Genomic DNA, 26,178 nt, shown 5'->3' on the forward strand with positions numbered 1-26,178 from the left:
GATGGTCGGCCAGTCGGCCTCGACGCTCAGCGGATGCGGCAGAGTACCGAGTCGGGGACCGTTCAGGGCGTAGACAACGAGACGGAGGCCGAGCATCACGAGTTCCCCCCGCTTCCGGAGTTGACACATCCCAACTCGGGGATGCGAGGGTTACCCGCATGAACGATCACACCGCGTTGACCAGCGAAATTGCCGCTCTCGGACGCGCTACGGACAGCATCGTCAGTGCCACCGCTGATGCGATCATCGACGGCGAATGGGAGACCGCCACCGAGATGGCCAGGACCGCGCAGACCCTGAGCCGCCAGCTCCAGTTCAGGCGCGACGATTTAGCCGACCTCGCCGACGAAGCCGACGTGTAAGATCCGCCCGATGCAGATCAATGAGCACAAATGGGTCATCAAGGCAATGGTCCCGATCACCGAAGCCGAAGCGCTGCAGTCGTTCGTTGAAGGTGGTCTGGACGTGGCGGGGAGAACAGCGCGGGTCGAGAGCGTGTTCTGCTCCCAGTGCGGTGTGACCTTCAGCGACGAGACTGATGGCACTGCGTGCGGGGTCGCACCATCAGAGCCATCAGAGATAGGAGCGACGGGCCCGGATCTCTAGGCCGGACGCGCCGGTCGTCGACGTCGCCGAGCTGGTCACCACGACGGCCCGGGAATGCGGGTCACCGGCCGCCATGTCGGGGACGAGGTGCAACCACCTGAACGCCGAGCCAGAGCCGGTCGCGTCGATCGTCCCGGTGACGTCCACGCCGACCAGCCTGGTCTGTCGTGGTCGACGCAGGACATCATCTCGTCGATAGCGGCCGAAACCGCATCCGTGCCCGGAGCCGCCAAGCGGCGGCACACCTAACCTGTGCCGCCGCGTCCTTCCGTCTCCATACCGAGCCGGCGGCCGAGGGCGTCCAGCATGGCGGTGGCCATGCGCTCGGGATCATGGCCCGGCAGAATCCCGATCCGGGTCCGCAGCTCGGCGGCCTGCTCGGCGGCCAGCTCGCCCAGCGGCTCGTTACTGACCAGTGCGGCCAGGGCCTCCAGGAGATGCGCGATGACGTCGCCTTCAGACCAGCTCAGCAAAGGGTCCGGCAGCCGGGGATCGTGCCGGGTCATGTCGACCTGGACGGCCAGCATCATGGCCAGGCGCATCCGCTCGTCACGGGTCATACTGGCCAGCGTGGCAGATCCTCCCCGGACCGGGGTGTGTTTGCCGGCGGCGGTACGGACCGTGAGAGGGTTTCCTCTTTACCCGGGCCGCGATTATCAGGCGGAATCGGGCGGTGCGCACCCCCGGCTGATCGGGCAGAATCAGAAGGCGCCGGGCCGCGCGGTGGCAGCTCGTCCGCCTTTTCCCGAGGAGTACACGCTGGTGATCAGCACCCCCGCACATTCTGGGCGTAGGAACGCCGATAGCGCGCAGTCCCGGCGCGCCCACGCCTGCTGGCTCGTCACGGAGAGCGCGATAGCCCGGCCCGGCCAAAACGCCGGAGTCGTATCCCGATGAGCCTCGACATCCCCGACCGTCCCGGATCCAGTGTGGCAGCGCGCATCGCCCGCGCTTCCGCCGCGTCCGCGGTCCGGCTTCTGTCGCCCCTGGCCCCGGTACCGGTGACCGGCGAGGAGCCGCTGTACACCGAAGCCGACTTCGCCATCCCCGACAGCACCCGGAACCGGGCGATCCGCGGGGTGGCGGCCAACACTCGCCGCGCCTACGAACGCCAGTGGAAAATGTTCACCGACTGGTGCCGCATCGAGGGCCGCGTCGCACTGCCGACCACCGAGCACAGCCTGGCCGCCTACGTCGACGACCTGTGCACCGCGGGCCAGGCCCCGGCCAGCATCGAACAGGCCATCGCCGCGATCCGCACCATGCACCGTTGGGCCGACTACCGCAACCAGCCCTTCACCGATACCGCCCGACTGGTGCTGCGCGGCTACCGGAACGAACTCGTCGAGGATGGCAGACGTGTCCAGCGCCAATCGCCGCCGATCACCATCTCGACGCTGCGCGCCATGGTCGAAGCATGTGACCTGCGTACCGTCGCCGGGATCCGCAACCAGGCGCTGTTCGTGCTCGGCCTGGCCCTGTTCGGCCGCCGTGAGGAGCTGGCGGCCGTGGTCCAAGATGATGTGCGCGAGGTCGATGACGGCCTGGAGATCACCATCCGCACCTCCAAGACCGACCGCGACAGCAAGGGCGAGACCATCGGGATCTGGCGGGGTGAGCACCCGCTGACCGACCCGGTCGCGGTCTGGAGAAACTGGACGAGGGTGCTGGCCGAGCACGGTCAGCACGGCGGTCGGCTGCTGCGCCGGGTCGATCAGGTCGGCCGGATCGGCCCCAGCCTGAGCGGGGACTCGGTCAACACTCTCGTGCGCGAGATTGCCATCCAGGCCCGCGTGCCCGGCGCCGAGCACTACACCGCGCACTCGCTGCGCGCCGGCGGCGCCACCGTGTCCTACGCCGCAGGCCATCCGGTCTCGGTGATCGCCGAGCACGGCCGGTGGAACATCGGCTCCCCGGTCCTGCTGGGCTACATCCGCGCGGTCGACAAATGGCGGCAAAACGCCACCCGCGGCGTAGGACTGTGATCAGTCGGCCCAGCCTGACGGCACGGTGCCCAGCGGGCCCAAGCCGAATTCGACCGGGTCTCGCACGCCCGCATCGGGGGAGCCGCCAGATCATCGCGGCTGAACTGGAGGGCAACGGCGCGACGCACGACACGATGGGTAAGGCGTGAGACGCTGACCGGGACATGATCGAGACTCTGCCTAACAGCCACACCCACCGCTGTAACTCCCAGACGTCAATTGCTCGTTGACGAGGCTCGCTCGGCAAGACGGTCCGCGCGTTGGGAAGCACCCTGTTTGGTGATGTGCAAGGCGTCGCCGACCGTTGACCAGGCCGCTTTATCCGCGCGGACGGCGGTGATCAGGCCGAGTTCCAGGCGGTCGAGGTCGGCGAGCTGCGCCTCCAACTCGGCGCGCACCACCGGCGCGAGGGTCAGCGCGGCCACCCGAACGCGGGGGGAGTCGGGGTCGGCTGCTGCCGCCCTGAGGGCCTCTGGCGTCGGCATCGGGTGCAGGTGCAGGTCCCAGGCGGCCCGGTGCTCACCTTCGGCGTAGCGGGCGGTGAGGTACTCGGCGGCCCAGATGCGGTCCCCGGGCCGAGAATGGTCCAGGTCATCGGCCAGCAGCCCGGCCAGCCCGTGACGGAGTAACCGCTCAGCCAGAGCTCGCGGGGTGGCGTAGCCGTCTTCGGCGGCCAGAAGCCGGGCGGCCAGGACTGCCTCGCGGTCGTCAAGCGGCCGGTCGGGATGGTCGGTGTCCTGGGCGGCTTTCTCGATGGCCCAGCCGAGCGTGAACTTGTACTCATAGGGGTCTTCGGCCCGGACGGTGCGCACGTAGCGCACCGCCTGAAGAGACAGAGCACCGTCCTGGACGATACGGTGCAGGTCGAAGAGAGCCGCATCGAGGCCGGTCTTCTTGGCCAGTTTCGCGAGGTGGGCCTGCATGGTGGCGTGGGTGGGGCCGTTGGAGTAGGACAGGGTCCATCGGTGAGCACGCTCACCATAGGCGGCATCGATGGACACCTCTGCGATCTTCTCCAGCTCGCCGACGAGGCGGTGGACCTGCGTCGAGCGGCTGACCATCGACCCTCTTCCCCTTCACGCGTCAACACAGTGTTGACGCGTCTCATCATGTCAGCTACGAGGCCCTGCGGACAGGAGCGCAGAGCGGCACGACCTGGGCCAGGTCAATGCCCGGAGAGGATGCGGCCGATGCCGCCAAGGGCCAGGGCGATGTCGGGCAGCAGGTACGGCAGCGGCGCCCCCGCGGAGCGCGTCGGCGCGCACGGGTATCAAACCGGCAACATCACTGAACTTCAGGCTGCAGGGCTCGCCAACCAGGCCACGTGACACTGGCCTGCCCCTTCCCCTTCCCCAGCCGCTCCCCGGTGTCTCTCACCGCCGACGTGGTTCCGGCGAAGCAGAAGATCATCTCGGGAAATGTGGATTCCACCAGGTAGATGTGCGGCTACCGTGGAGGCCACGGCTAGACGCGTACTGCCGTCCGCTGTTGCCCGGCGCCCACGTCGCCCAGCATCTTCGGCCAAGGTCTCTCGGGGCCCGCGAGGTTCGACATCTTGTCCGGCGTGCTCCACGTCCAGGCGGATGCGTGGGATCCGCCCAGGAAAGCGAGCATCATGCCGAAGCACCAGTCGACCGTGGGGAAGAAGGCGCGCGCCGCCGCCAACACCGGGACCAAGTACACCACCGCTCTGCGCGAGCAGGCCGCCGGGCTCGCCGGCCCCGACCCGGACGCCATGGTGTGGCTGCTGGTGAGCCTGACCACCGACCCGGGCCAGGACGGCCGCGGCGTGGACGACCTCCGCGCACCGGACCGGGCCGCCGTGGCCCTCGCGCTCTCCGGGGTCTGGCAGTACGCGGGGATCCCCTGCCCGCGGGTCATCGTCTATCCGGCCGTCACCGACCCCGAGCGCGTGGTGCTGCTGGCCCGGGTCGCCTTTGCCCGCCCGCCCGCCGGCGGCATCACCGAGAAACTCGACCGGCTGGCCGACACGGCCCAGCACGCCCTGGCGATGCGGGATCGCCCAGCGGTCACCGCTGTGGCGCAGCTCGCCCCGGCCGCCGACGTCGAGCGGTTCGGCGCGCTCGCGATCGAGCACGGCGAGCAGAGCCCGGAGATCGCCGAGCGCGACTGGTGGCGGCATGCCATGGTCCGGCTGACGCGGGACGTCATCACCGACAGCCCGTACGTGAACCGGCCGACCCGCCACCATGCAGGCCAGGTGATGACCCTGTGGCAGCGCGGCCGAAAGGACTGGCCGATCGACACGAGTCTGTGGAGCACGAGCCTGGATGCGGACCTGACCGGGTTCGTCCCGGACGACGCGGTGACGCTGGTGGAGGTGCTGGAGGAGCAGCCGCCGCGCGAGGCCGACCCGGTCGAGCCGCTCCATGCCCGGCTGGCTCGCCGGTGGACCCGCGCGATGGCCCTCGCCGCGAGCCTGACCGATGACGATGACGACACCGCGACCATCGGGGAGCGGGTGCAGGTGCACGAGCACCGCAAGGAAGTCACGAGAGCGGTCCGCAATGAGGTCCAGCGGATCCGCCGGCACGCGCACGGTCACGCCGAGCCTGCCCTGGTGGCCCTGATCGCCGACGTCCTGGAGGACGTGCCCCTGCAGTGGTACGTCCAGGAGGTGCGGGCCACCGCCGCCGCGCTGCGGACCCTGATCGGCTCCGGTTCCGACGCGGTGCTCGACCTGAGCGCGCGGATGGACGAGGTGGAGAGGGCCCTCGATCAGGTGCTGATGGCAGACGGTGCGCTGGGCGTGGATGCGCGACTGACCCCGCGCGAGCGCACCGCGGCGAAGGCGGGGTTCGGGGCGCGCCTGGCGGCCGTGTTCGCCGCCGAGCAGGGCACCGGGAGGAAGGCCATGACCGGCGGCCAGGGCAGCGCCGAGGAACCCGACAGGAAGGTCGTGACCGGCGAGCCCGACACCGCCGAGGGACCCGAATGGTGGCCGATGGTGGCCGCGCTGCCGTACCAGGTGCGCCAGTTGCGCCCGGCAGGCTCTGATGGGCGCGCCCGGTGGGTCTTGGTCGGCTGGTGCGAGCAGCCCGCGCGCGCGGTGGAGCTGGCCGAGGCGGTGGTGGCCTGGCACGGCGGTGCCGAGCGTGCGCAGGTGTGGGACTACAGCGCAGCCCTGCAGCACGGCGATCGGCGGCAGGTGCCGGCCCGGCTGCTGCATCAGGCCGTCGCCGCCGCTGATCGCCCGGCCCGGCCGGAGTGGTCAGACAGCCCGAGGCGGCCGGGACGGTATCGCCCCGAGGGTGTCGGCGCGCAGCTGGCCGCCGAACCCGAATGGCTGAAGCGGCAGGACGCCGATGGCCTGTTTCAGGTTCGGTACGCCGTGCACACCTGGTCTCCCACCGAGCGGGGCGCGGGGGTGTGGAGCACCGCGGCCTGGTGCTGGGACACCTACACCGCCCAGGCCGCGGCCGCCGCGCTGGGCGTGGGCGACCCGGACGGACGCTACCCGTGGGGAGCCATCACCGGCCCGGCCGGAGACCGGACCACCTCGCCCCCGGAACGGCGCACCGTGAGCCTGTTGCCCAAGCGCGCCCCCGGCGAGGCGCTGATGAGCTGCCTGTACACCGCCGAGCTGGAGGACCCCTACGAAGAGGGGGTGCGCGGCTGGCTGACCTGCACGCTGGAGCGCGGCCACGCGCAGGAGCGTCACCAGCTCGCCGTCACGACCGAGGAGTAACCGCCCGCGACAGCCGTACCACCCGAACCCCGGCCACCGGCCGGGGTTCCTTATTTACCGAGCCAGCCCCTGATGGTCATGCGGTCGACGCCGGCCTCGCGGGTCAGGGCGGACTCATTCACTGTGCCCTCCTTCTCCTGCATCTCCTCGGCGCGACGGTGGACGCGTGCACGAAGGAGTGAGGTTGCCTCGCGCTCAGCGCGGATGGCTGCGGTCCGGAAGCGGCCGAAGGTGGGGAGCTCTGGGAGGTCATCGTCTGGGCCGTAGATGGAGACGGGCGGGAGTTCCCGGCCGCAACCGATGTGATGCTCACGCTCGGCTGATGCCTCTATCTCGGTGTCGGCGTACACGCCGCAGTAGTGGTCCCCGCTCCGGCTGACCACGGCGTAGCGGGGTCCGCGTGCCGCGATGAACGCATCCAGCTTGTCCTTGCCGATCAATCGCCGTTCGGTGTTCACGTGATCCTCCCTGCATGACCTCACCCTGTAGACCACCCTACATATGAGTTGTAGAGCTATCTACAGGTTCCCTTGTTGATCGGGGTGTGAGGAACATCGGAATCGACCTGATTGTCGGCGGGTGCGGCTACCGTGGAGGCCACGGCTAGACGCGTACTGCCCCGCTCCTGCAAGATCGCGGCGACCTGTCGCTCGTCTCGCTCTTGAGCGACTACCAGCGCACCTGATTTGATGTCGAAGGCCACACGTCTGTCAGGTGGGCGACTGCGGCGACACACACGCACATCCATGACGGGCAGAGGCGACCGCGATGATCACAGCCAGGTCAGGGGGATGGGGTTAGCTTCGTGGTGCCTGGCGGGGACGGGTGACGGTATCGGACTCAAGACGGCAGGTGCGCCATGAACGAGGTCGACGTCCTGGTCGGGCGCCGGGTGGCCGCGGCCCGCCGACGTAGAGGGCTGTCGCAGATGGCCTTCGCCGCTTTGATCGGGCGCAGCGAAAGCTGGGTGTCCAAGGTCGAAACGGGCGTGATTCGCCTGGATAGTCTGAGTCTTGCTCAGAGCATCGCTGACCTGTTCGGGATTCCTCTGCAGCATCTGCTCGCCCTGGAAGCCCGTTCCGGACATGGGCCAGCGCAGGCCGGGCAGGGGCAGACCCTGAAGCTGATGCACTTGCTGATCAATCCACGTGACTGGGAGATGTGGGACGAGGTGAAGCGCCGATGGTTCTTCGGGCAGGCTGCCGCTTCGGTGATGACCATGCTGGATCTGCTGCGTACCCATCCGGCGCACGCCCATGACCTCGGTGACAGATTCGAGTCGGTCCGAGCTGGCCGGGTTCGGCTGGACGGGGAGACGGTGGAGGGGTTGGAGCAGGCCACACTCGGCTACCGCCGCGCCTACCGGTCCTCCTCGGCGTTCTCCTTGATCGGTCCGGCCTATGGCACGTTGAACGTGCTTCTCGAACTGGCGCCGGATGCCGGTGAGCACCATAAGCGTGTGGTGTCGATGATCGGGCAGATGAGCGCGTTGGTCGGCACGATGCTGATGTTGGACCTGGGTGACTTCGATTCCTCCCGGCAGTACCTGGCGATCGCGGCGCGGGCCGGCCAGCAGATCGATGACCCAGAGCTGCTGGGGTTCGCGCTTGGATGCCGCGCCTTTCACGCCTCCTACAACGGTAACCGCGGGGCCGGTCTCGGCTTCGCCCGGGGCGCTTTGGATCTGGCGGGACGAGGAATCCACCCGGTCACCCATGGCTGGTTGTCGGCGGTGGCCTCGGAGATGCACGCCGCCTCCGGTGAGGATCGGGAGTGTGAATCTCTCCTGGATGAGGCGGCCACTCACTTGGGGCGCGCTGATCCGGCTGATCAGTGGCTGGGAATCGGGGTGTTCAACGCCGACAAGCTGGCGGCCTATCGGGGCGGTGGGTTGATGCGCCTGGGACGGTATGCCGAAGCGCAGGACGCGCTGCTGGGCGCGCTGGGTCGGCTGGAGCCGGCGTTGCGCAAGCACCGCTGCACCGCCCACATCGACCTGGCCGAAGCGTTCGTGCTGGACCGGAAGATCGATGACGGCGCCGAGCACGCGATCGAGGCGTTGAGGATCATCGAGAGTACGCGGCATGCCGACAGTCTGCGGCGGGTGGAGAAGCTCTTCGCCGCGGTGCGGCCTGCTCGGACGGCGACAGTTCGGCGACTTGGTGAGAAGCTCATCGCGTTGAAGGCGATGTCGTAGTCGGAGGCGCTGGTGTATCGCGGACTGATTTTGGACTTCGGTGGAGTGATCACCACGGACTTCTACGGGGCGCTCCGCGCGTTCGGGGTGCGTGAGGGTCTCGGCGCCCACGCCGTCGAGCATGTGCTGCGCGGCACCGAGGAGGGAAGCGCCGCGCTGGCCGCGGTCGAGGACGGGCGCTTGCCCCAGCACGCCTACGAGGCCACGTTGGCGCGTTTACTGGGAGTCGACGCCGAGGGGTTGCTGGGCCGGATGCTCGCCGACCTGCGCCCGTGCCAGCCGGTTCTGGACCTGGTCGCGCGTGCCCGCAGCGCGGGGATCGCCACCGCGGTGCTGTCGAATTCCTGGGGCGCTGGCGTCTACGACCCCTACGCCGGTTATGACTTGGAGGGCCGGTTCGACGTTGTGGTGATCTCCGATCAGGTCGGGCTCCGCAAGCCCGGTGAGGCGATCTATCAGCTCACCCTCGACAAGATCGGTCTGGAGCCGTCGGAGTGTGTGTTCGTCGATGACACCGCCCACAACCTTCCGCCCGCTACCCGGCTCGGCATGGCCGGGGTGTTGTTCTCCGACGTCGATGCGGCCATCGCCGAGCTGGAGAACCTTCTTCAGCTTCGCTGACCTGGGGCGCCGGCAACCTGGTTCCTACCCCGTAACCAGGTTCCGTACGTGAAGCGCCGGGCCGGCTTACCTTCCGGAGTGGGAATCTGCTCCTGCCCACGGAAGGCGGCCGATGACCGTGCCGTACACGCTCCTGCCTCGCCTCACGCATGACCAGCACACCGGCGGTTGCCCGTGCTGATCCACAGCCCGCACGACCGCCTGACCCACAGACCTCCGACTCCAGCGGCCACGTTCTTCTCCTGGCTGGCCTCCACCTTGCCTGCCACTGACGCGGCCTGCCTGATCATCACCCATCTGCTGCCCGGACAGATGGACTTCCTGCATGCGCGGGAGCGCCGACCGGGAGCAGTGCCGCACCGTCAAAGGGCGCAGCGCAGCCGAGTTGTGGCAGCACCTGCAGAACGTCGAACGTGAGCTCTGGCGAACCTCCCCGCACCCCACGCCCGCGGAGCGGCCACCCATCCCACCCGACCGGGTGGCCGTGAGGATTTGCCAGGGGCGGCCCCGAGACGATCACCAGAGGACACCGGCCCCCACCGGCCTGGCAGACCTCGGGGCCCCAATCACTACCTGGAAGGAGCACGCCATGCTGCCGCTCTACGAAACACCAGGCGGTGACGAGCTCCGCGCGACCGTCTGGTCTCCCGGAGCCCGAACCCTCCTGCAGCGCCTGAAGACTGAGCTTCACGCCCACCAGGTGATGAGCACCCTCACCGTAGGCGAGGGTCAACCCCGCCTGCTGATCAGCGCCGAGCTGATCGTGTGGGTCGATCCCGGCGGCACGCTCCTGTGCGGGGGCCGGCACTTCCTCGAGGAGCCCGCCGACCGCTACGTGATCGGCGAAGATGACCTGCCTGGCGCCGCTGAACGGATCGCGACGCTTCACGCCAGCCTGGCGACGGTTCCCACGGCGCCAGCGCCCTAAAACAGGTGCAGATCGGCCAGTGGTGGCTCTCATGGCCGGTCTGCACCTTCCCGTACCGCATCACTCGGTGAAAAGGGGAACGGTATGACCGTGTTACAGCAGGAAAGCCCAGCCGTGCAGGAGGAGGCCGCCCTACGGTTCCCGTGATTGGGAATTGCCGGTAAACACCAATTGGCGTGCGTCATTATGGCGGGTCGTCGCCGAAGGGCGCGAATATCCGGCCTGCTGTGCGGGCGAATTTTACAGGTCATCAGGTCCTCACCCACGCCGCATACCGAAGTCCTATGGGCAATCTCATTCATGCCGGGGCGCTACTGAGCCGAACGGCGCAGCGGAAGGCGCACCCGATCCACCCCCTGATCAGGGGGTGGATCGGGTGTGATGAGCACCGCTTGAGCGGCGACCGTCCTATAGGGCCCGCCATTTTTGCATGCCTTTTTTTGTGAAGAACATTAATTGAATTAAAAACGCAAGACTCTCTGGACACCGCCCCGTCCGACTGTTACGTTCCGGGGGTCAAGAAAAGAAAGGAGAGAAATTACAGAATGAGGTTCGACGCACATGCGTCGGCACTCGAAATTGAATTCCAAGCACGCGAAAACCAATTCTCTTGCCAAAAATGGTCATTTACTTCAGCGATGGAGGTGAGCCAGATGAAGAAGATGAACAAGTGGGTCGTCGGCGGCGCCTGACCGCCCCGTTAACGCGGACACCGCGTTAACCCTCCATACGTGATCTGCCGGCCCCGGCCCCGGCCAGCGACTGGCGGCCGGGTCCGGCAGATCACCCAAAGGGCCGCGTCAACGGCCCGCCGATCCGCACCCCCGGCCCGCTCACGAAGTGAGGTGTCCCATGCTCAAGTTCGAATCCTTCACCTATCCGTTCTTCGACCTCGGCTACCGCGTCGACCACCCGGCCCTGGTCTCGGCGTTCCTCGGCACGGGCGACCTCGCGATTCCCGGCGACCACACGCCCGGGAACAAGGCCCTGTACCTGCACATCCCGTTCTGCGACACGATCTGCTCGTTCTGCCCGTTCGTGAAGGCCAAGGGCAGCCTCGAACGGATCGCCGCCTACCTGACGGCCCTGACGGTCGAACTGCGGACGCTCGGCGCGACGAAGCGGGTGGCCGAGTGGGAACTCGACAGCGTCTACATCGGCGGCGGCACCCCGTCGGTCCTGTCCGAAGAGCAGATCACCGCGCTGTTCGCGGCAATCCGGGCAAACTTCCGGATCAAAGCGGACGCTGAAATCTCCTTCGAGTTCGAGGCCAAGAGCGTCAATGAGGCGAAGTTCCAGCTCCTGGCGAGTCTGGGTGTCACCCGGGTCAGCTTCGGTGTCCAGTCCTTCGACCCGCTCACCCGCGACCAGGTCGGCATCACCGCCACCCTCGACCAGGTCCACGCGGCGGTCGACTGGTCGACCCGCTACTTCGGCAACACCAACCTGGACATGATGGTCGGGTTCCCCGGCCAGGACCTGGACGCCGCCCTGCTGGACGCCCGGCTGGCCGCGACCTCGGGGATCGGCAGCGTGTCGATCTACCCGGTCGACTACGTGATGACCCTGCCCGGCTGGCAGGACCGCATCCGCTCCGGCGAGCTCCCGCGCCCCGCCCGCCTGGACGAGCGGTCCCAGATGTTCCACGCCGCCCGCGGCGAGTTGGCCGAGCACATGGCCGAGCAGAACATGTACTGCTTCGGCGCCGCCGGCGCCCCGCCCACCCGCTACATGTTCTCCACTCTGTACGGCGGCTACCGCGACGAGGCCGTCGGCGTGGGGTCCGGCGCCTACTCCGTCATCCGCGGCCTGGCCTACTACAACGAAGGCAAGGAGAGCGAGTACGTCCGCCGCGCGAGCGCGGGTGAGCTGCCGGTCGTGCAGTCCGCGCCGGGCCACGCCTATGAGAAGGGCCTGGTCTTCTTCCCCAAGCGACTGACCCTGGACCTGCGCGACCTGAAAGTCCTGTCGCTGGAAGAGGTGTACCGCCCGCGCATCGAGGAGATCGTCGACCGCGACTTCGCCACCATCGACGGGGACACGCTGCGGCTGACCGAGCCGGGCAAGCTCGTCTACAGCGAGCTGATGGCGCACTTCTTCTCCGACCTGCAGCGCCGCCTGTACCTGCGGATCGTCGACCGGATGAGCACCCAGGTCGGGATGATCGACGCCGAGGACTGGGTCGGCGACAGCGGCCGGCAGCGGCTCGGCGCGCTCAACGCCCTGCCCGGGGCGATCAGCCCCCGCCGGGACCTGCTGAAGGTCACACCGGTGTCATGAACGACCCGTTCTTCGCCCGGTCCCTGGCTCAGCTCACCGGCCCAGGCTCCGGGTACGCCCGCACCACCACCACCGCCGGTTCCGAGATCGACCTCGGAACCGGCGAAGTCCGCTACCCGCTTCCCGCCGAGGTCCGCGCTGACCTCGCCGCCGCGATCGGCGGTATGGACGAGCCCTGGTACGGCGACCCCGCAGGGCAGAAAACTCTCCGGGCGGCCTACCTGCGCCACCTCCTGGGCCCGGCCGCCAACCAGGCGCAGGACATCGGCCGGGTTCTCGTCACCGGCGGCGGGAAAGAAGCGTGCTGGCTGGCCGTCCGCTACCTGCTGCAGAGCGACGGCAACGGCACCCTGGTGCCGCGCCCGGGCTGGGAACCCTACGGGCTGTGGGTGAACGCCGCCGACCGCCAGCAACTGCCCTACGACCCGGCCGAGCTCGCCGCGGACCCGGCGGTGCTGCGGCGGCTGGCCGGCGACGCGCCGTCCTGGCCAGCGCTGCTGGTGCTGAACTATCCGCATAACCCGACCGGTGTGCACGTCGACCAGCCCACCATGGACGCCATCATCGAAACCGCCGCCGACCTCGGCCTGGCCGTCGTCTCCGACGAGGTGTACCGGGCGTTCGCGCCTGGCCACGTCTCCGCGGCACTCGCTCCGGCCTACGACCCGTTGCGGCACCTCATCATCGACTCGACGTCGAAATGGCTGGCCGCCGCCGGGCTACGGGTCGGGTTCCTGGTCGCCGACCCCAGCGTCATCGGTGACCTCACGGCGTTCCGGGCCTCCTACGCCTCCATGACCAGCGCGATCGCTCAGCAGGCAGCGGCCACATTGCTGACCAGCCCGACCGCCACCCGCTGGCTTGCCACCATCCGCACCGACGTGGACGGCACCCGGCGGGCGACCGCCGAACACCTGGCCGACCTGGGAATCTCGGTGACCTCGCACGGCGCCCTCTACCTGTGGTGCGCCAACCCCGGCCCCGCGAACCTCCCGCCCACCGCGGCACTGGCCGGACGGGCGAAGATCGCCGACGGGAGCGGGTTCGGCGCCCCAGGGCACGTCCGGATCTGCCCGGCCCGCGACGGCCTCGATCCCGCGACCGCCGCCGCCGCGGTCGCCAACACACTGCGGAGCCGCTGATGTTCGACCACTTCACCCCGCCGCCCACCGCCGACGCCGGACCGCTCGCCACCCTGCTGGACGTCACCCTGCGCGACGGCGGATTCGAAGTCGGCTTCGCCTGGCCCACCGACCTGTTCGCCCAGCTCCCCGCCGTCCTCGCCCCTGCCGGTGCCGACATCGTGGAACTCGGCTACCTCGGCGGCGTCCCCGTCGAGCACGGTGTTGCGACGCCCGGAGCCGGGGCGTTCCTGCAGCCCGAGCACGTCGAGGCCGCCGCCGCGAGCGGGATGCGGCTGGCGGCGATGGTGCACCCCACCGCGCTGGAGGTCCACCTTGACCTGAAGGCCTACCAGGTCGCCGGGCTGTCGATGCTGCGGCTGGTCTATCACCCGGACTGGTTCGACGCCATCGGCGCGCTCGCCGCCCGCGCCCGCGACCAGGGTCTGACGGTCTCGGTGAACATCGCGCTGGCCTCCCGCTATGGCCGCGAGGACCTGCTACGGCACGCCGAGCGCATCGACACCGAGATCGCCCCGGACGTCCTCTACCTCGCCGACACCTGCGGAGCGCTGCTCCCCACCCAGACCGCCGACCTCATCGGCGACCTGCGGCAGATGAGCGAGACCGCGCTGGGATTTCACGCACACGACTTCCTCGGCCTCGCCTACGCCAACACCCTCGCCGCCGCGAACGCCGGCGCGACCTACGCCGACATCTCGATCCTCGGCCTCGGCCGGGGCGGCGGGAACCTGCCCGCCGAACTCGTCCTCGCGCGCCACCGCCTGCCCGGCCGCCACATCACCACGGCGCTGACGGCGCTGCTGGAAACCCGGACCGCCCTGGCCACCCTCGCAGAGCGGCCCACGCCGAGCCTGCTGCCCACGGTGTGCGGGACGCTGAACCTCACCCCGGTCGAGGAAGCGGCCGTCGTCGACTTCGCCGCCGGCGAAAGCCTCGACCTCGACCTGGCCGCGCTGTGGCTGGCCACCGCCCACGGCCGCCTCGCCTCGCTACACACCGGCGACCTGACCGCCGCCTGGAAGGCCGAGACGACGGGACAGGGCCAGTGAGCGTCCGGGTGGGCCGCCGTGGTGCGGCCGTCATCGCCCACCGCTACGACGACTTCCCCGTCGGCGCCGGGGACCTCGATCTACGCGGGGACACCTCCGCCCCGCTCGACGCCACCCTGACGATCCTCCAGCGGTTCACCCCGAGCACCGAGGAGACGGCTGGGTACGGCGACGTCGCCGGCGACCTGTCGCTGCGGCAGACCCTGGGTGGACTGTTCGGCGTCGACGCGGGCCACGTCGTGGTGACGGTGGGCGGCAGCGAGGCCCTCCATCTGGCGCTGACCTGCCTGACCGACCCCGGCGACCCGATCGCACTTCCCCGGCCCGCGTTCCCCGGCTACGACCAGCTCGCCCACCTCGCCGGGCTGCGGCCCGTCCACTACCCGGTGCCCGGCCCGCTCCCTGCCCCGACCGGGATGCCACTGCTCGTCTGCACCCCGCACAACCCGACCGGCGTCACCACCAACCCCACGCAGGTCGCAGACCGGCCCGGCGGCGTGATCTGGGATGTCTGCCACTCCTCACTGACCGCGCCCCAGATCGACGGCGTCCGCGCCGCCCTGCAGCGCGGCGATGTGGTCGTGTTCAGCCTGTCCAAGCTACTGCGCCTGCCCGGTCTGCGCATCGGCTGCCTGATCGCCGCCGACGCCGCGTTCATCGGCGCGGCCGTCGCGGTGAAAACCCACCTGTCGATGTCGGTAGACCTGCTCGCGCAACGCCTCGCCGGCCAGATCCTCACCCACCCGGGCGCTCTGAAGGAGGTCGCCGCCCGAAGCCGCGGCATCGGGGAGAACCGGGGCCGGGTGCTGGAAGCCGTCGCGGGCTGCGCTGCTCTGGACGCGGTCGCCGCCAAAGACGGCACGTTCGTCTACCTGCAGGCCCCGGACGGCTGCGACGCGGCGCGGCTCCTACACCAGGCAGGCGTGATCGGCCTGCCCGGGACGGTGTTCAACGGCACCCCGAGCAGCGTCCGGCTGTGCATCGCCCAGAACCCGGACGTGATCGACCAGACCATCGAACGGATCACCGACCTATGAAGACCACCAGGCCGCCCGCCGCCTACGCCCCGGCGGGCACGACCGTCATGGCCTTGTCGAGGAGCCGGATCAGCGGCTTGGGGTCCGGGCCCGGCAGAACAGCGCGCAACTGGACGACCGCGCCGGGCCGAACCCTGATCACGTTGGTGATCAGCCAGATCGCGGCCTTGCGGACCGGCGGCGCCGGATCGGACAGGACAGCGGCCAGGTCCGGCACCAACACCGGATCGAGACCGAACCGGATCGGCGTGATCAAGGCGACCAGGTACAGGCGGCGCTGCCACGGCGAACCATCGGCGGCAAGGAACAACAGGTCCGCGACGTCCAGGTACCCGGCCTGGACCGCGAGGCCCAAGACCGCGCCGAGCTCGTCCACGCTCAGCCAGTTGTCCAGCAGGGGCGCCCACGACGCCAGGAGTTCCGCAGTGGGCGGCACGTCGGAAAGACGCAGCAGCATGCACGCGGCGAGCTCGTCCTCATGGGCCTCGCCGTGCCACAGGATCTCAGCGGCCGCCCTGATCAGCTCGGGGTCGGCGGCCGTCCTCGGCGGGACGGCCTGCCGCAGAGCGGAACGAACGGCGCCGCGCAGCAGCGGGATCCGCACGCCCAGCACCGCCTTGCCCGGCCGACGGGCCTCGACCGTCCCCGCCACGTACTCGGGGTCGGCGTGCTCACGAACTCCCACGACGATCGCGGTGGCCAGCTGGGCGGCGGGATCTGTCGTGTCGGCCATCTGGCCAACCTACCTTTCGCCCTCGTCTTCATAGGAGAGATCTGTGACCGGCACGGCCCTCGACATGACCTCAACCCGGCAGCAGGCCGTAGGCCCCGTCTACGCCGCCTACGGCACCCTCGACCCAGGCGCCGTGACCCTCGCCGAGGCGTTCACGACCGGCCTTACCCTGGCCCAGGTCCCGCTGCAGGTGCTTGTTGCGCTGGAGACCGGCAGCCCTGCCCTGGTCAAGGAAGCCACCGCCGCCCTGGACGGGCTCTGCGACCGGCCACTGATCGGCGCATTCTGCCTGAACGATTACTGGAACACCACGCTGCGGATCCTGAACCCCGGCTCCGTCCTCGATTCGGCGCGGGACCTGGTCGCCGACAAGGCCGCCCTGTACCCCGCGCTGACCCGCCACGGCGCGGCCGCGCCCGGGTTCATCGTCGGCACGCTGGGCGAAAATCTACTCGAGGACGCTCTGGACAGGTTCGGTCCCTGCCCGATCCTCAAACCGGCCCGAGGCGCGGGCTCTCGCGGGGTATATCGCTACCGCTCGTATCTGAGCATCGCCGACAACCTGGCCCTGTACCGGGAACTGCTGTCGGTCGGGAACATCGACTCCAGCACGCCCATCCTGGGCGCCGCCTACGTGGGCGGCGAGCACGCCCTGGAGATCAGCGTCGACGTCATCGCCGCCGACGGCCAAGCCGTCCACGCCATCGTCCACGAGAAACTCACCGCCACCCAGAGGCACCCGTTCGTCGACCGGGTGATGGCCTCACCGCCCGAACACCCAGCGATCATTGACGCGCTGCCCCAGCTTCCGGCCACCATCGCCGCGATCATCACGACGCTGGCGCTGGCCGACGGCGCCCTGCACGTCGAACTCCGCTTAGAGAGCGGGCTCTGGCACGTACTGGACGTCGGGGTCCGGCCGGGAGCCGGACTCATCCCGCACTCGGTGCAGGCCCTCACTGGCGTCGACCCGCGCCTGGTCCACCTCGCCGCCTCCCTCGCCCGGCCACTCACCAAAGATGTCCTCGCCGCCGCGGTCCCGTCCCACTCCGCCGCCGCGCTCGCCTGCTGCTACATCGCCGAGCCTGAGCGAGACGCCGTCACCCTCGCCCGCCAGGCCGACCTGACCGTCCTGCTGCGGGAGGCTCCCGACGTGCTCGGATGGCACCTCAACGCCTGCGAGTCGGTCGAGCAGATCTACCGCCCGGACGCGGGCCTATCCGTAGGGTTGGGCGCTGCGACCCCGAGCCGGGCGCTGCAACGCCTCCGGTCGATCGTGGAACCGTTCACCTACTCAACTACCTGAAATTACCCGTCCAGCACTCTCAAGGAGACACCCGACATGCCCCAGCTCCACCACTTGGCCCTCACCACCGCCGACCTGACCACCGGCGCGGCGTTCTACGACGCGGTGTTCGGCGTGCTCGGCTACAAGAGCGGCTACACCTCCGACGAACTGCGCACCTGGGTCGGGCACAGCCCCGAGATCCTGCTGTACCCGGTCGAAGGCGACGACACCGCTCCGCACACTCACGGCCGCCCCGGACTTCAGCACGCCGCGATGGAGGTCGAGAACCGGGCGATGGTCGACGCCGTTCACGAAGCGGTCGTCGCGGGCGGGGGGACCGTCGTCCACGCACCCCGCGAATACGACTACGCCGAGGGCTACTACGCGGTGTTCGTCACCGACTCCGACGGCAACCGCTGGGAGTTCGCGCACATCCCCACCCCGACGCAATAGACCGGTGCCGCCCCGCGCCTGACCCCATCCCATCCCCGCCCGGCCGCCGTGCCCCCCGCACGGCCATTCGCCCCGACCCCTGGAGCTGCCGTGTCCGACCTGCTGCCGCACGTGCTCCTTGCCATCCCGGTCGTGGTCCTCGCCTGCCAGGCCGGCGGCCGCGCTGTCCGGCTGCTCGGCCAGCCGCCGGTCATCGGCGAAATCCTGGCCGGAATCCTGCTCGGCCCCTCACTGCTCAGCTGGCTCGCCCCCAGCGTTCAGCACCACCTTTTTCCGCCCTCGGTCCTGCCCATCACCTCCGCCCTGGGCAACCTCGGCCTCTTGACGTTCCTCTTCCTGATGGGACTGGAACTCAACCTCCGCTCCCTGAGCATCACCCGAGGCGCGATCGCCGCCGTCAGCCTCAGCGGCGTCCTGCTCCCCATGGCCCTCGGCGCCGCGCTGGCCTCGGCCCTCTACCCGCACTTCGCACCCCCCGGGGTCGGGCAGCTGCCGTTCACCCTGTTCGTCGCCGTCGCCCTGAGCATCACCGCGTTTCCCGTCCTCGCGCGGATCCTCGCCGACCGCGGCCTGAAGAACACGCCCCTGGGTGCCTTCGCCCTGGCCTGCGCCGCCATCGACGATGCCCTCGCGTGGTGCCTGCTCACCACCGCCGTCGCACTGTCCACCTCCGGCACCGTCCTGTCGGGCCTGACCACCCTCGCCCTGACCGCCGCCTTCGCAACCGGCCTCATCCTCCTGCGACCCGTGCTGCACGCCCTGCTCAAACGCGCCGGCCGCACCTCCGACGACATCGTCGGAGTCCTGCTCTTCGCCGGGCTATGCCTCAGCGCTTACGCCACCGACCAGATCGGCGTACATCCTGCCTTCGGGGCCTTCCTGTTCGGCGTCGCCGCACCCCGCGCTCTCCCGGCCGTCGAGCGCAGCGCCGCCCGCATCCACGCCGTCGTCCTGCCGCTCCTGCTGCCTCTGTTCTTCGCCGACATTGGCCTGCACACGGACTTCTCCACGCTGCCGGCCGGACAGTGGGGCTGGGGCGCGGCGATCCTGGCGGTCGCCGTCATCGGCAAGTGGGGCGGCGCGGCCGGCGCAGCCCGGCTCACCGGCTCCGACTGGCGCTGGTCGGCCGCGCTCGGCACGCTCATGAACTGCCGTGGCCTGACCGAACTCGTCGTGCTCGGCATCGGCCTCCAGATCGGTGTCATCAGCAAGACCTTGTTCACCCTCCTGGTGGTCATGACCGTCATCACCACCGTGGCCACCACTCCGATACTCAGGCGCGTGGCCGGCCACGACCCGAGGATGACCCCGCCGGCGCCGCACGACGGTCCGGAGCGCGCCGCCGCCCGGGAGATCACCCGATGACCCGCCCCCGAACCCGGTTCTGGAAGCGGTCCTCAGCTGGCCAGCAGGCGATGTCGACGCTGGGCAATCACGGGTGCGAACAGCGGCATCAGCAGAGCATCATGCCGGTATGGGACATCATTCCTACCTTCAGATCGGTACCGCCACCACGCTCCTCTGCCGCGACACCTACTACCGGGACCTGGCCGCCCTGTTCTTCGAGAGCGACTGCTACCGAGGAGACGATACGGCGGACGACGAGGGCACCGACAGGCCGTACGGCTACGAGACTTCAATCCGCGCGATGTCCCAGCGCCTGGAGATGCAGGGCATCACGGTACCGGTCGCCGTGGCGGATCTGGTCGAAGGCCTCCGCAAGTGGACCGAGCAGCAGACCAACACCAAATCCCAGAACCAGGAGCCAGTACCGCCGGACATCGAACATGTCGAACGAGAGATTCGATTCTTCCTCAGCGCCGACTTCGACACCCTCCCCCATGTCGAGTTCGCGCGAGCGGGCGACGGCGCGGAGCTCGTCGACTACCTGCACTGGCACATGGGTACCCGGAGCCTGGTGCGTCTACTGCTCGACTGGGCGCCAGACCAGAATGCCACGATCGCACTCGACATGAGCGAGCTGACCGGATGCTGCGTGGAGCTCGACCCCATGGAGCCCTATGCCGACCAGGCGCGAGCAGAACAACTGGCCGTCGCCACAACCAACCTACCGCTGGTCGTGATCACAGAAGGCTCCAGCGACGCACGGCTTCTCTCCGAGGGGATGAAGGTGACTCACCCCCACCTGGTGGGTTTCATCAGGTTCTTCGACTACGGCGCGGGCGTCCGGCCGCGCGGCGGAGCTGACGCCGTGGTCGAGCTGTTTAAGGCGTTCGTGGCCGCTGGAGTCGGGAACCGATTTGTTGCTATCGCGGACAACGATGCCGCAGCGCACGAGAAGCTGCTCGGGCTCAAAAGGGAACGCTGGCCGAATACGTGCCGGCTGCTCCACTACCCGGAGCTGCCCCTCCTGCGGCAGTACCCCACGCTGGAGGATGGTGCCGTTCTCCCCGTGCCCACCGACGTGAACGGCCTGGCAGGCTCCCTCGAGCTGTACCTCGGCACCGACGTCCTCACCAACAAGGACGGCAATCTGATGCCCATCCACTGGAAGGCCGTGGAACCAAAGACGGGCCTACGCCAGGGGAGCCTCAGCAAAGCGGACAAGAGGACGGTGCAGGGGAAGTTCGACGCCAAGCTGAAGGCAGCCCGCGCCGGCCAAGTCCCGGATAGCGCTGACTGGAGTGGTATCAAGGCGATCATCGACTCGATCGTTCTCGCCTTCCACTGACCCGCTCAACGCCCCAGTCCGTGACGAAGCCCCCGGCGCTTGCATCGGGGTGTCAGTAAGGGGCGTGCAGCCAGGTACACGCGATTGAGTCCGCAGCTTAAGGGAGGGCGGCGCTGGTGCGTTGATCGGGCCAGAAGCCCCGAAATCACGCTCAGTCAAGCCGGTTCTTGGAAGCGCTGGACAGGATGTCATCAAGATGATGACATATTCGTCATCATCTTGACGACGTGGAGGTGTCTTGTGCGTCCCGCCTATGACGGGGCGTGATCGACAACGGAACGGTCAGTGGCGTTAGTGAGCCAACACGGGCGGAGTTACCGCCATCTACCGTTCCGATGCGGGCGGGATGGGGAGCTCCCACGCTGATGTGACACATAACGTTGCTGAGTCGGGCCTGGCCCGGCGTCCGGCGAGCTGGGCGTCTGCTCGGCTCGCGAGGCCGGTGTGACAGGTAATTCAAATTCTGTGTCGTAGCCGCCCGCACCTCGGGAAGACGAAGGATGGCAACTCCGCCCGTGTCGGCTCACTAACGCCACTGACCGTTCCGTTGTCGATCACGCCCCGACAAGGAACGGCTCGTCTACATCTCCTCCACCACGGTCGGCCGCATCGAGGCGTGGTTGACGGTGCGCGGCCGCGCACCGGGCGGACTGTTCCCCGCCGTTCACCCCGCGCGGCGCTTACATCCGCGTCGACGAGCACGGCAGCCCCGCCCACATCAACGGGCAGACGGTCGGCGATGTGCTCAACCTGCGCGGCGGACAGGCTGGCGTGGGCAACCAAGCCGCCCACAACTTCCGGCGCACGTTCATCGGTGAACTCCTCGACGCCGGCGTCGACTTGGCCACCGCCCAGGCCCTGGCCGGGCATTCGTCGTCGGGTACCACCGCCCGCTATGACCGGCAGCCGGAGAAGACGCGCCGCGACGCCGTCGACCGGCTGCGCACGCCGCGGGCGGCCCCGTTGCCGGGCGCTGTACGCAGCCGGGATCGGACAGGCTGAGCGAAAGAAGAGGTGGTGACGGGGGCTCCCTCAACGGATACTGAGCGCACAGGACCTCGAACGAGATGGGATGCCGTGGAGGACACCACCCGCTCAAATGACGTGCAGCATCGCAGAGCAGTCCAGTACGCCTTTTGCGCCTATGCGATCCGCTTTGAGCGTGTCGGCGCTGGGGTGGAAGGCGTGTTCGACCAGGCGTTGACCAACGGTCTGGCCGCGATCGTTGCCGCCCGTTGGAAAGGCCAGGAGTGCAACAGCAAAGGCCGAGTGGAGTCCGCTGCCAAGCTGCTGAAAGTCGTCGAAACTGAGGGGGTGTTGGTCAGGGACGGCGTCTACTGGCTCACGGACAACCCGCACATCCCCAAACCCACCACATCGCGCTGGGACCCATTCGAGGAGAGGCCGCCTATGGAGGTGAGGGTCACGGTTCTGAGAGAAGCCCTGGACGTCACGCAGGCGATCCGGCACGCTCGGGACACCGGCGACGAAACCGCCTTAGGCCTGACTGCAGCCCATGTTGAAGCCTTGTGGGAACTCAGCGAACACCCGACATTGTCCAAGCTGGTCGACGACCTGAGCGACGGGAGTGAGGAGGCAGGCCGCTACGCGATCACGGCAGCGGATGACCGTGAACGAGACCGTGCCTCTATCTACCTTGAGTTGCTGAGTAGCGAGGAGCTCGCGCGCCGAGGGGGAGTCGACTACGCCGCCGAATACTCACAAGAGTTCAGCGACGTCGAAGAGTGCCCCGTGTGCGGCAATAACTCGCTTGTCCTCAGCTCCCGTGACTCGGAGATCGACGAAATCGGTGTCGGGCGCTGCGTTGTGTGCAGCTACGAGCGCACGATGGATGCCGCTAACGACATCGCGGCCAGCGTCCAGTTTGAGCGCGCGGTCGAACGCGCGGACTAGCGCGATCGCGTCGATGATGCTGCTGGCTGACCTACCCGTACGACGTTAACGACGGAATGCTCTAGCTTCCTCTCCAACAGGGTGGGAGGAAGCTAGAGCCCGCATGAGCACACCCCCTGCCGTCCCCGTGTCGGCGCTGCCGCCGTACAGCGGCCCCGATACCGTCTGCCCGAAGTACGGAACCAGCGGCGCGAGCACCGAGCACCGAATAGCCCGCGGCGAGATCGTTCTCCCCTGGAATCCCCGGATGCGCGTCGACGGGCCCCAACCGGAGCGGAGGCATTGTAGGTGCCGCTCCTGCGGCTACCAGTGGGCCGAGGCTCCCCTGGACGCCGCCCTCACCACAGCGGTCGAGGTGGCTTGCTGATGCCGTTTGTCCAGCGTGGTGAGCGTTTCTGCTCCTGGCACGTTCCTTAACCGGCACACCTTGTGATCATTTCGTGCAGGTACCGCCCTCCGTTCGTCAGTCAACTAGGTAATGGGCTTCGATGTAGGCGACGGTGGAGTCATACGGCTCCCCCACCGGCTTCAACATGTACCGGCGGAAGACCGCGGCGGTGGCGCGACGGACGCCTCGGTTGCGAGCGTCGGCGTTGTCCCATGACCGGGTGAGAGTGCGGGTGACCACCTGGTCGATCTCCTCGGCCAGGTTCCTCTCCGTGACGGTGAGTCCGGACGGTGCGTGGTCATGGATGATCCGCGACAGGACACCCACGTGGTCGTCATCCAGCACGACGACGGCTTCGTAGGGATGCTTCTCGGCGTCCACGATGGCGCGAGCGATCCGAAGTGCTTCAGCCAAGAACTCCAAGGCGTCCTGGGCGTTTTGGATAATCCGGTCCCGCAGCAGCTTGATCCGCTCCGCGAGGGCGGTGTACTTCGCAGACCCCGGCTCGACGCCCTTTTCGAGGGAGGCCTTGATGCGGTCCAGGATCTCCGCCGCGGACGGCGGCGTCTTGTCCTCACCATCGTCGTTGTCGGGATTGGGGCGGACAAGTGACAGCAGTTCCTTGAGGATGGCGATGCCCTGGGCGTCCAGGACAAGGGCTTCCTCCTGGGAGGCGACCGCGGAGAAGGAGTGGACGTGGGCATTGATGATCTCCAGGACCATCGGCCCCAGCTCGCTCAGCCGCTCCTTCCTCTCCTCGTCGGAGGACTTCTTGAACAGGGTCGTGTACACCGACCCGAACAGCCCGAAGCCGTCCCGGTACTTGGCGACCCGCTTGTCGGTGTTGATGAGCGGGTACAGGCGGGCCAGGAGCCGGTAGTCCTTGGTGAACACCTCGGCAGCACCAGGGCTGGCGTCCAGGAAGACGTTAATGGCTCGCACGGACTCATATCCGTGGACCGTGAGGTCCAAGCCGTCCACGTCCACGAGAAGGTCTTCGATGCGGGCGAAGGTGGTGCGGAACTCCGCGACCAGCTCGGACAGGTCGGTGACGAACCCGCCACCCTTGCCAGCCTCCGGCGAGGTGGGGTCGACGACGGCCCGCTGGACCTCTTCGGCCAGGCCGATGTAGTCCACGACTACGCCGGAGGTCTTCACGAACCCGGTCGGGGACACCCAGGTGCGGTTCGGGCGGGTGATCGTCTGGAACAAGGTGTGGGCCTTCAGCGGCTTGTCCAGGTAAAGGACGCCCTCGTTGGGGGCGTCGAACCCAGTCATCAGCTTCGCGGTCACCACCAGGAAGCACAGCGGGTCGTCCGGGGTGAGGAACCGCCGCTTCTGCTCCTCCTCCTTGGCCTCCGAGAGCTGGAACGGCCGCATGGCGGGGTCTTCGTCCTTGGCGTCCGAGACGGAGATGTTCACCTCGGCGCTGATCCGGTCATGCTGGCCGACTTCGACGAACACCTGTGACGCCTCGAAGCCGGCCAGCAGCTCGTTGATCTTGTCCGTGTACGCCACGGCCAGCTCACGGTTGTAGGCGACGACCTGGGCCTTGAGGCCGTTGCGGTAGGCGCCAGCCAGGTAGTGGTCCACGATGTCCTGGCAGACCGCGTGGATGCGGTCGGGGTTGGTGAACACCGAGGTGAGACGCCCGAACTTGCGGGACAGGGCCTCACGGTCGGGATCGTCGAGGTCGAAGTCGTCGGCGAACTGGTCGAACTCAGCCTGCAACGCCTGGTCGTCTACCTCGAAGGCGACCGGGTGCGGGTCCAGCATGACCGGGACGGTCGCCCCGTCCAGCAGCGACCGGGACACCGAGTACCGGTGCAGCACCCTGCCCGGGTCGGTCTCCTCGCCGAAGAGGACGAAGGTGTCGGTGGCGAGGTTCCTGACGGGGGTGCCAGTCATGCCGAAGAACTTCGCGTGCGGCAACGCTGCGCGCATCTGCCCGGCCAGGGACTTCGACTTGGCGGACTGGGTGCGGTGTGCCTCGTCGACCAGCACGATGATGTTGTCCCGGGTTGACAGGTTCTTGCCGGCGTCGGCGAACTTGTGGACGGTCGTGGAGATGACGCCGCGCACGTCGTCGGCCAGCAGGGAACGTAACTCCTGGCTGGTCGTGGGCTGGTGGAAGTAGGCGTCCCCCATCGCTGAGGTGAACACCCCGGAGGTCTGCCGGACGAGCTGGGTCCGGTCCGATAGCAGGATGATGGTGGGCGACTCAGTGCGGGTGTCGGTCAGCAGCAGCGAGGCGGCGAACACCATCAGCAGCGTCTTCCCGGACCCCTGGTGGTGCCAGACCAGGCCCTTCGACCCGCCCTTCAGGACCCGATCGTGAATCAGGTGCGCGGCCTCCATCTGCGGGTAGCGGGGCAGGTACTTCTTGTCCACCCCACCCCCGGAGGTGTCGATGAGGGCGAAGTTGGCGAGCATGTCCAGGATCGTGGCCGGGTTCATCAGCAACTCGACGGAGCGCTGCACGTCGGCCTGCCCGGACAGGTTCTCGTCGTCCGCAGTGGACCGGAACGGCTGCCACAGGTTCGTGGGCGCACCGGCGGCACCAAACCGCAGCTTCAGCCCGTCGGAGGCGACGGCAAAGACGTTGGGAGTGAAAAACCACGGGTACTCGATGGCATACACATCGTTGATCTCACGGGCGGCGTCCACCCAACCAGACTTCGCGGTCGGCGACTTCACCTCGACCACCACCAGCGGCAGCCCGTTGACCCAATACACGAGGTCGAACCGGCGGGAGGTCTTGCCGGGAACGGTGATGGTCACCTCGTCCGACACGACCAGCGTGTTGGCAGTCGGGTGCTCGAAGTCGATGACCTTCAGGGCGTGCCACACACCGCCGGCGTCCCGGAACTCCTTACGCCCCCGCAGCAGGCGTAGCACCTGCTCGTTGGCCCGCACCAGCCCGCCTTCGACGGCGTTGACCGTGGCGACGATCTCCTGGACTACCGCGTCCACCTCGAACCCGTTGATAACTCCAGGGTTGAGCCGGACGATGGCGTCCCGCAACTGGCCGGCGACCACCGACTGCGTCGTCTCACGCGGTAACACTCGCCCAGCCGTGAAGGCCCAGCCCATCGGGAGGGACCACTGGATCATCAGGTTCTGGAACTCACGCTCCCGAATGCCTTTCCCCAC

Annotated in this window: 23 protein-coding genes; 17 read left to right on the top strand and 6 right to left on the bottom strand. The window is 68.3% G+C overall.

Going from position 1 to position 26,178, the window contains the following annotated elements; translation table 11 throughout:
- The first annotated feature begins 158 nt into the window (after positions 1-158).
- On the top strand, positions 159-362 hold the full coding sequence (locus J2853_RS47205; protein ID WP_307569401.1) for a hypothetical protein: 204 nt from the start codon (positions 159-161) through the stop codon (positions 360-362).
- A 211-nt stretch (positions 363-573) separates the two neighbouring features.
- Here the strand turns inward: J2853_RS47205 and J2853_RS47210 are convergent, their stop codons facing one another.
- Both J2853_RS47210 and J2853_RS47215 read right to left on the bottom strand, forming a co-directional pair.
- On the bottom strand, positions 574-753 hold the full coding sequence (locus tag J2853_RS47210; protein ID WP_307569403.1) for a hypothetical protein: 180 nt from the start codon (positions 751-753) through the stop codon (positions 574-576).
- Between the two features lie 98 nt (positions 754-851).
- Positions 852-1,166 (bottom strand): hypothetical protein, encoded by a 315-nt coding sequence (locus tag J2853_RS47215; RefSeq protein WP_307569405.1) that lies wholly within the window; start codon positions 1,164-1,166, stop codon positions 852-854.
- Positions 1,167-1,499: 333 nt separating this feature from the next.
- Between J2853_RS47215 and J2853_RS47220 the strand changes: the two genes are divergently transcribed.
- The gene (locus tag J2853_RS47220) at positions 1,500-2,591 is read left to right on the top strand and encodes a site-specific integrase (protein WP_307569406.1); all 1,092 of its coding nucleotides are present in this window, start codon (positions 1,500-1,502) and stop codon (positions 2,589-2,591) included.
- Between the two features lie 215 nt (positions 2,592-2,806).
- On the opposite strand, the gene J2853_RS47225 is transcribed toward J2853_RS47220, so the two are convergent.
- Complete coding sequence (locus tag J2853_RS47225; RefSeq protein WP_307569408.1) at positions 2,807-3,652, bottom strand: hypothetical protein; 846 nt, start codon at positions 3,650-3,652, stop codon at positions 2,807-2,809.
- 554 nt (positions 3,653-4,206) lie between these two features.
- Between J2853_RS47225 and J2853_RS47230 the strand changes: the two genes are divergently transcribed.
- Positions 4,207-6,300, top strand: a complete 2,094-nt coding sequence (locus J2853_RS47230) for a hypothetical protein (RefSeq protein ID WP_307569411.1) — start codon at positions 4,207-4,209, stop codon at positions 6,298-6,300.
- Positions 6,301-6,350: 50 nt separating this feature from the next.
- Here J2853_RS47230 and J2853_RS47235 read toward each other — a convergent pair whose 3' ends face one another.
- Positions 6,351-6,758 (bottom strand): hypothetical protein, encoded by a 408-nt coding sequence (locus J2853_RS47235; protein ID WP_307569412.1) that lies wholly within the window; start codon positions 6,756-6,758, stop codon positions 6,351-6,353.
- A gap of 401 nt (positions 6,759-7,159) precedes the next feature.
- On the opposite strand from J2853_RS47235, the gene J2853_RS47240 reads away from it, so the two are divergent.
- From J2853_RS47240 to J2853_RS47275, 8 genes are all read left to right on the top strand, one after another.
- Positions 7,160-8,497, top strand: a complete 1,338-nt coding sequence (locus tag J2853_RS47240) for a helix-turn-helix transcriptional regulator (RefSeq protein ID WP_307569414.1) — start codon at positions 7,160-7,162, stop codon at positions 8,495-8,497.
- 12 nt (positions 8,498-8,509) lie between these two features.
- Entirely contained in the window at positions 8,510-9,118 is a 609-nt protein-coding gene (locus tag J2853_RS47245) for an HAD family hydrolase (RefSeq protein WP_307569416.1), read from the top strand.
- 589 nt (positions 9,119-9,707) lie between these two features.
- Positions 9,708-10,046 carry a hypothetical protein gene (locus J2853_RS47250; protein ID WP_307569418.1) on the top strand — a complete coding sequence of 113 codons (339 nt, stop codon included), beginning with the start codon at positions 9,708-9,710 and terminating at the stop codon, positions 10,044-10,046.
- 545 nt (positions 10,047-10,591) lie between these two features.
- The gene (locus J2853_RS47255) at positions 10,592-10,738 is read left to right on the top strand and encodes a hypothetical protein (protein ID WP_307569420.1); all 147 of its coding nucleotides are present in this window, start codon (positions 10,592-10,594) and stop codon (positions 10,736-10,738) included.
- Positions 10,739-10,898: 160 nt separating this feature from the next.
- A complete protein-coding gene (locus J2853_RS47260) occupies positions 10,899-12,326 on the top strand; it encodes a coproporphyrinogen-III oxidase family protein (protein ID WP_307569422.1) in 1,428 nt (475 codons plus the stop codon).
- Complete coding sequence (locus J2853_RS47265; protein WP_307569424.1) at positions 12,323-13,468, top strand: pyridoxal phosphate-dependent aminotransferase; 1,146 nt, start codon at positions 12,323-12,325, stop codon at positions 13,466-13,468. Before J2853_RS47260 ends, J2853_RS47265 begins: the two co-directional genes overlap by 4 nt.
- A complete protein-coding gene (locus tag J2853_RS47270; protein ID WP_307569426.1) occupies positions 13,468-14,520 on the top strand; it encodes a hydroxymethylglutaryl-CoA lyase-like TIM-barrel protein in 1,053 nt (350 codons plus the stop codon). The genes J2853_RS47265 and J2853_RS47270 overlap by 1 nt, the downstream gene beginning before the upstream one ends.
- Positions 14,517-15,557, top strand: coding sequence for a pyridoxal phosphate-dependent aminotransferase (locus J2853_RS47275; RefSeq protein WP_307569428.1), 1,041 nt, complete (start codon positions 14,517-14,519; stop codon positions 15,555-15,557). Before J2853_RS47270 ends, J2853_RS47275 begins: the two co-directional genes overlap by 4 nt.
- Before the next feature lie 22 nt (positions 15,558-15,579).
- Here the strand turns inward: J2853_RS47275 and J2853_RS47280 are convergent, their stop codons facing one another.
- A complete protein-coding gene (locus tag J2853_RS47280) occupies positions 15,580-16,290 on the bottom strand; it encodes a DNA alkylation repair protein (RefSeq protein ID WP_307569430.1) in 711 nt (236 codons plus the stop codon).
- A 43-nt stretch (positions 16,291-16,333) separates the two neighbouring features.
- Between J2853_RS47280 and J2853_RS47285 the strand changes: the two genes are divergently transcribed.
- The 6 genes from J2853_RS47285 (at position 16,334) to J2853_RS47310 (ending at position 22,637) form a co-directional block, all read left to right on the top strand.
- A complete protein-coding gene (locus J2853_RS47285; RefSeq protein WP_307569432.1) occupies positions 16,334-17,596 on the top strand; it encodes an ATP-grasp domain-containing protein in 1,263 nt (420 codons plus the stop codon).
- A gap of 36 nt (positions 17,597-17,632) precedes the next feature.
- The gene (locus J2853_RS47290; RefSeq protein ID WP_307569434.1) at positions 17,633-18,031 is read left to right on the top strand and encodes a VOC family protein; all 399 of its coding nucleotides are present in this window, start codon (positions 17,633-17,635) and stop codon (positions 18,029-18,031) included.
- A gap of 90 nt (positions 18,032-18,121) precedes the next feature.
- Positions 18,122-19,396 carry a cation:proton antiporter gene (locus J2853_RS47295; protein ID WP_307569436.1) on the top strand — a complete coding sequence of 425 codons (1,275 nt, stop codon included), beginning with the start codon at positions 18,122-18,124 and terminating at the stop codon, positions 19,394-19,396.
- Between the two features lie 109 nt (positions 19,397-19,505).
- Entirely contained in the window at positions 19,506-20,723 is a 1,218-nt protein-coding gene (locus J2853_RS47300; protein ID WP_307569438.1) for a HEPN/Toprim-associated domain-containing protein, read from the top strand.
- 741 nt (positions 20,724-21,464) lie between these two features.
- On the top strand, positions 21,465-21,725 hold the full coding sequence (locus tag J2853_RS47305; RefSeq protein WP_307569440.1) for a tyrosine-type recombinase/integrase: 261 nt from the start codon (positions 21,465-21,467) through the stop codon (positions 21,723-21,725).
- A 75-nt stretch (positions 21,726-21,800) separates the two neighbouring features.
- On the top strand, positions 21,801-22,637 hold the full coding sequence (locus tag J2853_RS47310) for a hypothetical protein (RefSeq protein WP_307569442.1): 837 nt from the start codon (positions 21,801-21,803) through the stop codon (positions 22,635-22,637).
- 463 nt (positions 22,638-23,100) lie between these two features.
- On the opposite strand, the gene J2853_RS47315 is transcribed toward J2853_RS47310, so the two are convergent.
- Entirely contained in the window at positions 23,101-26,178 is a 3,078-nt protein-coding gene (locus J2853_RS47315) for a type I restriction endonuclease subunit R (protein WP_307569444.1), read from the bottom strand.

The sequence above is a fragment of the Streptosporangium lutulentum genome (genome assembly GCF_030811455.1).
GTDB classification, from domain to species: domain Bacteria; phylum Actinomycetota; class Actinomycetes; order Streptosporangiales; family Streptosporangiaceae; genus Streptosporangium; species Streptosporangium lutulentum.

Excerpts from the sequence above, each read along its gene's own strand:
- J2853_RS47230 (WP_307569411.1), top strand. The coding sequence starts at position 4,207 with ATGCCGAAGCACCAGTCGACCGTGGGGAAGAAGGCGCGCGCCGCCGCC.
- J2853_RS47205 (WP_307569401.1), top strand. The coding sequence starts at position 159 with ATGAACGATCACACCGCGTTGACCAGCGAAATTGCCGCTCTCGGACGC.
- J2853_RS47270 (WP_307569426.1), top strand. The coding sequence starts at position 13,468 with ATGTTCGACCACTTCACCCCGCCGCCCACCGCCGACGCCGGACCGCTC.
- J2853_RS47215 (WP_307569405.1), bottom strand. The coding sequence starts at position 1,166 with ATGACCCGTGACGAGCGGATGCGCCTGGCCATGATGCTGGCCGTCCAG.
- J2853_RS47240 (WP_307569414.1), top strand. The coding sequence starts at position 7,160 with ATGAACGAGGTCGACGTCCTGGTCGGGCGCCGGGTGGCCGCGGCCCGC.
- J2853_RS47290 (WP_307569434.1), top strand. The coding sequence starts at position 17,633 with ATGCCCCAGCTCCACCACTTGGCCCTCACCACCGCCGACCTGACCACC.
- J2853_RS47265 (WP_307569424.1), top strand. The coding sequence starts at position 12,323 with ATGAACGACCCGTTCTTCGCCCGGTCCCTGGCTCAGCTCACCGGCCCA.
- J2853_RS47250 (WP_307569418.1), top strand. The coding sequence starts at position 9,708 with ATGCTGCCGCTCTACGAAACACCAGGCGGTGACGAGCTCCGCGCGACC.
- J2853_RS47220 (WP_307569406.1), top strand. The coding sequence starts at position 1,500 with ATGAGCCTCGACATCCCCGACCGTCCCGGATCCAGTGTGGCAGCGCGC.
- J2853_RS47255 (WP_307569420.1), top strand. The coding sequence starts at position 10,592 with ATGAGGTTCGACGCACATGCGTCGGCACTCGAAATTGAATTCCAAGCA.
- J2853_RS47260 (WP_307569422.1), top strand. The coding sequence starts at position 10,899 with ATGCTCAAGTTCGAATCCTTCACCTATCCGTTCTTCGACCTCGGCTAC.
- J2853_RS47300 (WP_307569438.1), top strand. The coding sequence starts at position 19,506 with ATGGGACATCATTCCTACCTTCAGATCGGTACCGCCACCACGCTCCTC.
- J2853_RS47280 (WP_307569430.1), bottom strand. The coding sequence starts at position 16,290 with ATGGCCGACACGACAGATCCCGCCGCCCAGCTGGCCACCGCGATCGTC.
- J2853_RS47225 (WP_307569408.1), bottom strand. The coding sequence starts at position 3,652 with ATGGTCAGCCGCTCGACGCAGGTCCACCGCCTCGTCGGCGAGCTGGAG.